The sequence below is a fragment of the Tistlia sp. genome (assembly GCF_040905785.1).
GTDB lineage: Bacteria > Pseudomonadota > Alphaproteobacteria > Kiloniellales > DSM-21159 > Tistlia.
On record NZ_JBBDQW010000072.1, the window covers coordinates 237,913 to 248,015 of the forward strand.

A 10,103-nucleotide genomic window follows, 5' to 3' on the forward strand; every position below is an offset into this window, starting at 1 on the left:
CGCCCGGAAAGGCGCGCGCCCGGTCTGCGTCAGCGCGCGCTCCAGTCCGGCACCGGCCAGACCGTTTCGGTCGCCGCCACGGCCGGCGGCCAGACCGTCTTGTGCTCGCCGTCGAGGATCTGCAGCACGACCATCTGCGCGTCCGGCGACTGGCCGCTCTCGTCGAAGCGGATGCAGTCGTAGGGCAGGATGTTGGCGTCGCCGCAGATCTCGGTCTCGGCAAGGGCGTCGCGCAGCGCCGCCCGGTCCGTGGTGCCGGCCCGCTCCAGGGCGTCGCGCAGCGCCATGGTCGCCATGTAGGTCTCCGCCGCGTGGCCGTTCATCGCGACGCCGAACTTTTCGTGGAAGCGCGCCGAGATCTCGGCGACGCCGGCCTTGTCGATGTCGGCGTTCCACTCGCCGACCGTGAAGGTCAGGTCGGCGTCCTTGCCCAGGTTGTCGATGTAGGCCGGGTCGATGTGGCCGGCCGAAGTGCCGATGATCGGGATGTTGACGTCGAGCTCCTTCATCGTCTTGGTGATCAGCACCGCGTCGTTGATGTAGGAGACCAGCAGGACGGCGTCGGGATCGAGGTCCTTGACCCGCGCGATGGTCGAGGTGATGTCCGCGGTGTCCTTGGGGTAGGAGATGCTGTCCAGCACCTCCAGGCCGAATTCCTTGGCCGCGGCGACCTGGCCCTCGGCGGTGGAGGTGCCGAACAGCGTGTCCTCGTGCATCAGCACCACCGACTTCGCCGGCTCGCCGGCCGCCTCGCTGGTCTCCACCAGGAAGCGGACCTGGTCGCGGGCGTACCAGGAAGCCTTGGGTGCGATCTTGAAGGTGTACTTGAAGCCGCGGCCCTCGGTGATCGAATCGGCGATCGCCACCGGATCGATGTAGGGGACGCCGAGCCGCTCGGCCATCTGGGTGGTCGGGAAGGTCACGCCCGATTGGTAGGCGCCCATGATCGCCACGACGTCGCGGCGGGCGAGCTTCTCGACCTCCGAGATGCCGACGTTCGGGTTGCCCTGGGTGTCGCCGTCGATCAGCACCAGCTTGGCGCCGCCCAGCGCCTTGATGCCGCCGTCGGCGTTGATCTCCTCGACCGCCAGCTCGTGGCCGCGGCGGTTGTTGATGCCGATCGGCGCGACCGAGCCGGAAAGCGGCAGCAGGATGCCGACCGGCACCTCGTCCTGGGCCGCGGCCGGCGCGGCCTGGCCGAGCGTCGCCGCGAAGGCGAGCGCCGAAACCGCCAGCACGGCGGATCTGGTGGAGCTGTTCATGACGTGATTCCTCCCGTTGGGTCAGGCCGCTCTGCCGGCGGCTTCGTTCGATTAAGAAAGCTTTTCGCAACGCCGGCCCGTAGTCAACTGCGGCGCGAAAGGGGCGGAAGGCCGTCCGCTCGCGAAACGTCCCTCCGCTCCCGGCGTTGGACCAGGAGCGGGTCGCCGGTACAAGCCCGCGGGGGACGACGACAGGAGCCGCCTTGACCCACGACGAACGAGGAGCGCCGCAGGAGGCTGCCGATTTCCTGCACGGCGGCGGCGAGATGGGCGCCCTGATGCGGGCGCACGACTGGTCGCGCTCCTCGCTCGGCCCCCCCGCCGCCTGGCCGCAGTCGCTGCGGACCGCGGTGCGGCTGCTGCTCAACACCGGGCACCCCATGTACATCTGGTGGGGCGAGGACGGCGCCTGCCTCTACAACGACGCTTACCGCCAGTCGATCGGCCCCGAGCGCCACCCGGGCTCGCTCGGCCGGCCGGCGCGCGAGGTCTGGGACGAGATCTGGAACATCATCGGTCCCCAGATCGAGCAGGTGAGGGCGGGTCGGGGCGCGACCTGGCACGAGGACCAGCTGGTGCCGATCACCCGACACGGCCGGCGCGAGGACGTCTACTGGACCTACAGCTTCAGCCCGATCGACGAGGCAGCGGCGCCGAACGGGGTCGGCGGCGTGCTCGTCGTCTGCAGCGAGACCACGGCGAACGTGCTCGCGCGGCAGCGGGCCGCCGCCGCCGCCGAGCGACAGCAGCGGCTGTTCGAGGGCGCGCCCGGCTTCATCGCCATCCTCAGGGGGCCTGAGCACCACTTCGAGTTCGTCAACGCGGCCTACGCGCGCCTCGTCGGCCGCCGGGAGCTGGTCGGCCGAACGCCGCGCGAGGCCCTGCCGGAGGTCGAGGGCCAGGGCTTCTTCGAGCTGCTCGACCGGGTCTACGCGACGGGCGAGCGCTACAAAGCCCTCGGCGTGCCGATTCGCCTGAGGCGCTCCGGCGACGCCGCGCCCGAGCGCCGCCTCCTGGACTTCATATACGAGCCGATCGTCGAAGAGAACGGCAGGGTCACGGGCATCTTCGTCGAGGGCCACGACGTCACCGAAACCTATCTCGCCCAGGAGGCGCTGCGCGCCAACGAGCGGCGGCAGGCCCTGCTGGTCGAGCTCGGCGACCGCTTCCGGGACCTCGACGACCCGGCGGACATCTCCTTCGCTGCGGCCGAGCTCCTGGGCCGCGCGCTGGAGGTCAGCCGGGCCGGGTACGGCACGATCGATCCGGTCGCCGAGACGATCGCCATCGAGCGGGACTGGAACGCGCCCGGCATCGACAGTGTCGCGGGGGTGCACAACTTCCGGGACTACGGCTCCTACATCGACGACCTCAAGCGCGGCGAGACAGTGGTCGTCGCGGACGCCGGGAAAGACCCCCGCACCGCCGCGAACGCCGACGCCCTGGCGGCGATCGGCGTCGGGGCCCTGGTGAACCTGCCACTCACCGAGCAGGGCGGCTTCGTCGCCCTCTTCTATCTCAACCACGCCTCTCCCCGAGAGTGGTCGGAAGTGGAGCTCGACTTCGTCCGCGAGGTCGGCGAGCGGACCCGCACGGCGGTCGAGCGGCGGCGGGCGGAGGGCGAGCTGCGCGACCTTGCCGTTTCGCTGGAGCGCAAGGTCGAACAGCGGACGGCGGAGCGCGACCGCCTGTGGGAACTCAGCGAGGACCTGCTGGTCGTGGCCGACTACGAGGGGCGCCTGCTGCGTCTCAGTCCCTCCTGGACCCGCGTGCTTGGCCACGAGCAGCAGACCTTGCTGACCCGCCGCTACGACTCCTTCATCCACCCGGACGATCGGGAGGCCGTCAAGGCCGCCCTGGGCGCGATGCGCACGAGCGGCCGGCCGGTCCACTTCGAGGACCGGCTGCTCGCCGCCGACGGCTCCTGGCGCTGGATCGCCTGGACGCTCTCGCCGGAGCCCGGCGGCCGGCGCTTGACCGGCGTCGGCCGCGACGTCACCAAGGCCCGGGAGGCCGCCGAGGCCCTGCGCCGCTCCGAGGCGCGCCTGCGCGCGATCTTCGAGAGCGGCTACCAGTACCAGGGCCTGCTCGCCCCCGACGGCACGCTCCAGGACGCCAACGCCGCCTCGCTCGCGGGCATCGGCTGCCGGCTCGAGGAGGTCGTCGGCAGGCCGTTGTGGGAGACGCCCTGGATCGCCGCCACGCCGGGACTGTCCGAGCGGGTCCGCGCCGCGGTCTCGGCGGTCGCCCGGGGCGCGACCTTGCGTCGGGAGCTGCTCGTCGAACTGCCGACCGGCCGGCGCTGGTTCGACTTCACGATGCGGCCGCTGCGCGGCGAGGACGGCGCGATCGTCGCCCTGGTCCCCGAGGCGCTCGACATCACCGAGCGGCGCCACGCCGAGGAGGTCCTGCGCCAGACCCAGAAGCTCGAGGCCATGGGCCAGCTGACCGGCGGCGTCGCTCACGACTTCAACAACCTGCTGACGCCGATCATCGGCAGCCTGGACATGCTGAGGCGCCGCGGCCTCCGTGGCGAGCGCGAGGAGCGGCTGGTCGCGGCGGCGCTGCAGTCGGCGGACCGCGCCAGGACCCTGGTGCAGCGCCTGCTGGCCTTCGCGCGCCGGCAGCCGCTCCAGGCCGCCCCGGTCGACCTCGCCGGCCTGGTCGCCGGCATGGCCGAGCTCGTCGCCAGCACCACCGGGCCGCAGATCAAGGTCGCGGTCGAGGTCGCCGAGGACCTGCCGCCCGCCCTGGCCGACGCCAACCAGCTCGAGATGGCGATCCTGAACCTGGCGGTGAACGCGCGCGACGCCATGGCCGACGGCGGCACGCTGCGCATCTCGGCCGGCGCCGAGCAGGTCGGCGCCGGGCACCGCTCGAAGCTGCCCCCCGGCGCCTACCTCCACCTCTCGGTCGCCGACACCGGCGCCGGCATGGACGCCGCCACCCTGGCGCGGGCCATCGAGCCCTTCTTCTCGACCAAGGGCATCGGCAAGGGCACCGGGCTCGGCCTGTCGATGGTCCACGGCCTGATGGCGCAGCTCGGCGGCGCGCTCACCCTGACCAGCCGGCCCGGCCTCGGCACCAACGTCGAGCTGTGGCTGCCGCGCGCCGACGCCGCCGCGCCGGCCGCCGAGGCGGACGAGCAGGCCGCGCCGGCGCCGCGCGCGCGCGGCCGCCTGCTGCTGGTCGACGACGAGGCGCTGGTGCGCCAAAGCGCCGCGGCCATGCTGGACGACGCCGGCTACGAGGTCGTCGAGGCGCGCTCGGCCGAGGAGGCCCTCCGGCTGTTCGACCAAGGCCTCGAGGTCGACCTCCTGGTCACCGACCACCTGATGCCGGGCCGCTCCGGCGCCGAGCTCGCCCGGCTCGCGCGCCACCGCCACCCCGGCCTGCCGGTGCTGATCGTCTCCGGCTACGCCGACGCCGACGACATCCCCGACCTGCCGCGCCTGGCCAAGCCCTTCCTCCAGGCCGAGCTCGTCGCCGCGGTCGCCCGCCTGACGGAGGCGGGGGAGGGGTAGGGGCGCACGGAATCGGGCGGCAGGGCAGGCAGAAATCGGAAGGGTTGGTTGCCGTTCCTGAAAACGTCTCAAACCATGTGCATTGCTCCGGAGTCGGAGTTTCGGCGCGTTCTTGAGGACATTCGCGATCTCCGCCGCGCCGCGTAATGCGCACCCGAATCGATTCGCCCAAGATGGGTTGGAGCCAAGGGGGTAATCCCCTGAAGCACGGGGATAATCCCCTTGTTTTATTTGCCCACGCCGTGCAGCGTAGACTTCGTTCCAGCCGGTGCCATTCAAGAGGCCGGAGTTGCGATCGCAATTGCGTGCGGGGGGAGTGTCACCACGAGCGACTTGATGACCGCGATGCTCTACGCGACGCTGGCAGGCGCCTTCATACCGCTGGGCGGACTTCTGGCTCGAATAGAGCGCATTCGTCCCTTGTGGCTGGAACGCGAACTGCGTCACGGGGTCATTGCCTTCGGCGGCGGCGCACTGATGGCAGCCGTTGCGCTGGTGCTGGTACCGGAAGGCCAACGCTATCTGTCAGCATGGTCGGCGCTGGCCGCCTTCGGCGCGGGAGGGATCGCGTTCTTTCTGATTGATCGCATGATCGAGCGGCGGGGCGGCGGCATCGCACAACTCATGGCCATGCTGTTGGACTTCGTTCCGGAATCGCTTGCGCTTGGCGCAATGCTGGCAGCGGAGTTGCAGGCGGGATTGCTGCTGGCCGGGTTGATTGCCTTGCAGAACTTGCCGGAAGGGTTCAACGCCTATCTGGAGCTTCGGGCGCGCGACGCGCTAACCTCGGGACAGATACTTGTCGGATTTTGCGCGATTGTGCTGCTCGGACCGCTCGCGGCATGGTTCGGATTCAGCTATCTGCGCGAGACGAGCGTTGCACTGGGCGCGATGCTGCTTTTTGCAGCTGGTGGAATTCTCTACCTGACCTTCGAGGACATAGCCCCGCAGGCGCATCTTGCGCGGAGATGGGCGCCGGCGCTCGGCGCGGTTGCAGGTTTCATGCTGGGCCTCCTGGGGCAAATGCTGTTGCGCTGAATAGGCCGTGGTCGAAACGCTTCTTCCGCCGTCGGAAGTCCGCGAGAACACCAGACGGTGAGCGAAGCTGCTCTTGCGCACCTCGGCATGTTGGTCACGGTTTAGTGGATAGTTCACGCGCGCGCCGAATCGAGTGTGCAGTGACCGCCAAACAGAAAACGGAGACAGGAGCCATGACCATCGCTACCACTGCACCGGCTACGCGGACAGATGCCGGGGCGAGCCCGCCTCCTGCCGCCGCAAGTGTGTGCGCGAGGAGGTTCTGGAACAGCAGTTCACCGCCATGCTCGGCCAGCTTCGGTTCAACCTTGGCAACTTCATGCGCACTTTGGCGTTGCCCGACGCCGTTGAGCAGCGGTCGCTGCGCGACAAACTCGTCAAGATCGGCGCGAAGATCGTCCGCCACGGGCGCTACGTCATCTTCCAGATGGCTGAGGTCGCGGTCCCGCGCGACCTGTTCGCTGAAATCCTGCGCCGCATCGACCGGTTCAGACCGTCGACAGCACCGGCATGGTCGACGGGACCTCACGCTACCGACCCGCCGACAGGATCAGTGCGTCCGGAATGCCAGCAATCCGCCCGTTTCGCGTGGCCCACTGGCCCTTCGCCGGTCACAACCGCTCACGGCCGGACGCCATGCACCAGCGCATTGCGCGTCGAGCGGTGCCGAGTCACACTCAATCGATGGGGAGGGGCCACTTGGGGAATCTCAGATCAGGGGGTGACAAATGGCCGAGGGAAATGCGGAATTCGCCCTTACAGCCGCGGAATTGCTCGCGATCATTGCCGATGGCATAATCAGCACGGACGCGCAAGGGCGTATATTACACTTCAGCCCTGCGGCCGAACGCATGTTCGGGTATTCTTCCAAAGAAGTTCTGCACCAGTCCCTCGGTATTCTGATCCCCGAGCGGTTCCGCGATGGTCATCGCGCCGAATTTACGGGGTTCGCCAGCGAGACCGGAACGGAACACCGGCTGATGGGCGAACGCCTCGAAGTCACTGGGCTGCGCAAGAATGGCGAAGAAATACCACTGGACGTCTCACTATCGCGGCAACGTGTGCGCGACCGCACGATCCTGACCGCGGTGGTTCGTGATGTGACCGAGCGCAGGTGCCTCGAACAGAAACTGTCTGTGCAACGCGAGGCGCTGGAAAAAAGTGAGCGGCGGATGCGGACGGCGCTGCAGAGCGGTCGCATGGGCATTTGGGAATGGGACCTAAAGACAAATGATCAGGAAATGGACGCAACTTCAAGACACTTCTTGGGGTTGCCCGAAACCGGTCACCTGTCGGCAAACAATGTGTTCGACCGGATCCATCCCGACGACCTGACCGATCTGCACAGCGCGATGTCGCGCGCGATCGAAACAGGTGTTGACTACGAGCACGAATTTCGCGTTCAGAGCGATCACGGCGAGAGGTGGATCGCCGGTGTGGGTGCGGTGCACTGCAATGAAAACGGCGAGCCGGAACGGATGATCGGCGTGAATTTCGACGTGACAAGCCGCTGGCAGGCCGAAGAGCAGCGCCAGCTGCTCATGAGAGAGCTCAACCACCGAATGACCAACGAAATGGCCGTGATCAGATCGCTTGTCACGCTCAGCGCGTCCCACAGTCCAACCGTGGATGCGTTCAAGCGAGACATTCAGAATCGCCTGTCCGCGGTTTCGCAGCGGCACAAGCTGCTAATGGAAGGCGGGTGGAACGCGACTGATTTGGATGACCTTCTCCGCAGCGAACTACGACCGTATACGGTTTCGGACACTGATGCCCTGGTCATTCAAGGTCCGCAGGTAATGCTGTCGCCAAATTCCGCGACTGCGCTTGGACTTGTATTCCACGAGCTGGTGACCAATGCGGCAAAATACGGCGCGCTAAGCACCCCTGAAGGACGCCTCGAAATCCGCTGGCACATTGATGCACACGGCGGGGAGGAGCATTTGATCCTCGAGTGGACCGAACGAGGCGGGCCTCCGGTGTCGCCGCCGACGCGCAAAGGGTTCGGGAGCACCGTCATTGAACGCTCGCTTAAGGGTCGGCTCGGCGCCGATACAGAAATGGACTACAATCCCGAAGGACTAAGGTGCCGCATCGATCTGCCGCTCAGCGCTCTGTCCGAGAGCTTGGCGCTTGATAGTAACAATGCACGAAACAAGAACAGGGACTTGATCAGGCGCCGGCAACAATGATCGCCAGTTCCGGCCCCCTTCCGCGGTTCTCGCATCAGATGTGCGGGTTCGAGATCACGTGAGGGCGTCGTGATCGGAACGCCGGCCGAATGCAACAATAATGCTTATCGGGCGGCTGACGAGGCTTCTCTCGTGTTCTCGCTGGGGTCATGAGCGCGTGTGGCGCGTTTCCACAACTAGATGCCGGGTTCAAAGTCGCGTGTTCGGTCCCGGAAGATTGTTGAGAATATGGCCGTCTCCAAGACCGGGTCGACGCCATGTACATCGACAAACTCGACGGCAAGATTGGCGGGGACTTCTTCGACAAGATGACCGGGCAGTGGCGCGAGGAGCACCCGCTGCCTCCGGGACATCGAGCGGCATCAGGAAGCAGCAATCCTACATGGACGAGGCTGAGCGGATTCTCGAACTCGCCCGGAGTTCACAGGCGCTGTTCGAACGCCAACCCTTCCGCGAAAAGCGCCGCCTGCTCAACTTAGGCGATATTCCTGAATTGGCGCATGCCGTCGCCGGTCGTCAATTGAAACCCGGTCAGGATGTCTTGGTTTCAACGTGGATCGCCAAAACGCCGCTTTTTGATCCACAAGATCACGCGAAAACGGCGGCTCCGAAGAGCCGCCGTCTCGCTGTTTAGTCCGCGCTCGCAAATCTGGTCCACGCGATTACCAGCGCAGGTAACCGAAGGGTCCGGCGGCTCGCCGGCCTAATTCGGCAGCTTGGCCTTACGCAGGTACGGCAGCACCGTTTTAAAGTCGCCATACTTAGCCTTGGCGTCGGCATCGCTCACGCTTGTGGGGATGATGATGTCGTCGCCCGGTTTCCAGTCAGCCGGAGTCGCCACCGCGTTCTTGGCCGAGGTCTGCAAGGCATCCAGCGCCCGCAAAACTTCGGCGAAATTGCGGCCGACGGTCATGGGATAGGTCATCGACAATTTGAGCTTCTTGTCCGGCCCGACGATAAACACCGCGCGCACCGTCGCGCTGTCGGCGGGCGTGCGACCGTCGGACAGATACGCTTCGGCCGGCAGCATGTCGAACGCCTTGGCGACCGTGAGGTCTTCATCGGCGATGATTGGAAAATCGGGCTTGGCACCGCCCGCCGCTTCGATGTCCTTTTTCCACCTCTTGTGATCCTCGGCGCTGTCGACCGAAATACCCATCACCTTGGTGCCACGCTTTTTCCATTCCGCCGACAGTTTCGCCACCGCGCCGAACTCAGTGGTGCAAACCGGGGTAAAGTCTTTGGGATGTGAGAACAAGATCGCCCAGTCACCACCAATCCACTTATGCAGGGAAACGCTGCCCTGATCCGTCTCGACCGTGAGGTCGGGGATAGTATCGTTGATGCGCAGGCTCATTTCTTTCGTCCTTCGGTAAGGACTCACGCCTGTGAGTCCCGTGGGATTTGCCATCCGCACGGTGGCAATCGACGTTGTTCTTAGGTGTTCAAGCGACGGGCCCATTGTAAGCCGGGATTCCCCATATGGGCCCCTCCAGCACAGTTAATCGTGACTCATAATCGCTCGACGGGCAACCCGACATCGTTTTGCAACGACGGCCATGCGGATACCAAGGGATTGCCTGCCGATTGGTCGTCGCCGAATCCGGTTTTTGCCGTTCATGCCATGTAGCGGACGCACTCGTCCTGTCATTGGGTATCATCAGCGCGAGACCGTTGGTCATGTCGGCGCGGGCTGTGGTCTGAGCCGGAGGTGACTCGCGATCCGTGGAAGTCCAGCTTCAAACGGCGGTCGAAAACGGGTCGCAAAGGCTGCCGATCCGATTCACCCTCCGGGTTCCGCATCCGAGCTACCCTCCATCTGACCTAACCCTATGATACCGATAATAGAATCAGCCCTCAGAAGGTCCAGCGGCGAAGTTCATATGGGAAATGCGGGCTTTGTGCTTTCGAACTGCTCCTAGAGGACGGTGAGGTGATCGCCACCTTCCGCCAACCCTTTGATCTGATGGCGCAAACAGCCGCCGTCGCCGCCCGAGCTGGGGCGGGCAACAGCAGCATTTCCCCGAAGAACGAGATTTGGCTGGGGGACCTGGATTCGAACCAGGACTAGCGGAGTCAGAGTCCGC

General features: G+C 66.1%; 7 protein-coding genes and 1 pseudogene. 6 read left to right on the top strand and 2 right to left on the bottom strand.

Annotated features, from left to right (window positions below; translation table 11 throughout):
- Positions 1-29: 29 nt before the first annotated feature.
- Positions 30-1,262 (bottom strand): ABC transporter substrate-binding protein, encoded by a 1,233-nt coding sequence (locus tag WD341_RS16960; protein ID WP_368426668.1) that lies wholly within the window; start codon positions 1,260-1,262, stop codon positions 30-32.
- Positions 1,263-1,465: 203 nt separating this feature from the next.
- On the opposite strand from WD341_RS16960, the gene WD341_RS16965 reads away from it, so the two are divergent.
- From WD341_RS16965 to WD341_RS16985, 5 genes and pseudogenes are all read left to right on the top strand, one after another.
- Entirely contained in the window at positions 1,466-4,786 is a 3,321-nt protein-coding gene (locus WD341_RS16965) for a PAS domain-containing protein (RefSeq protein ID WP_368426669.1), read from the top strand.
- A 336-nt stretch (positions 4,787-5,122) separates the two neighbouring features.
- A complete protein-coding gene (locus WD341_RS16970; protein WP_368426670.1) occupies positions 5,123-5,824 on the top strand; it encodes a ZIP family metal transporter in 702 nt (233 codons plus the stop codon).
- Between the two features lie 295 nt (positions 5,825-6,119).
- Positions 6,120-6,308 (top strand): annotated as a pseudogene (locus WD341_RS16975) (transposase); the annotation flags it as partial.
- Positions 6,309-6,552: 244 nt separating this feature from the next.
- A complete protein-coding gene (locus WD341_RS16980; RefSeq protein WP_368426671.1) occupies positions 6,553-8,016 on the top strand; it encodes a sensor histidine kinase in 1,464 nt (487 codons plus the stop codon).
- A gap of 382 nt (positions 8,017-8,398) precedes the next feature.
- A complete protein-coding gene (locus WD341_RS16985) occupies positions 8,399-8,650 on the top strand; it encodes a hypothetical protein (protein ID WP_368426672.1) in 252 nt (83 codons plus the stop codon).
- Positions 8,651-8,719: 69 nt separating this feature from the next.
- On the opposite strand, the gene WD341_RS16990 is transcribed toward WD341_RS16985, so the two are convergent.
- Positions 8,720-9,373, bottom strand: coding sequence for a peroxiredoxin (locus WD341_RS16990; protein ID WP_368426673.1), 654 nt, complete (start codon positions 9,371-9,373; stop codon positions 8,720-8,722).
- A gap of 576 nt (positions 9,374-9,949) precedes the next feature.
- Between WD341_RS16990 and WD341_RS16995 the strand changes: the two genes are divergently transcribed.
- Positions 9,950-10,087, top strand: a complete 138-nt coding sequence (locus tag WD341_RS16995; RefSeq protein ID WP_368426674.1) for a hypothetical protein — start codon at positions 9,950-9,952, stop codon at positions 10,085-10,087.
- Positions 10,088-10,103: the final 16 nt, after the last annotated feature.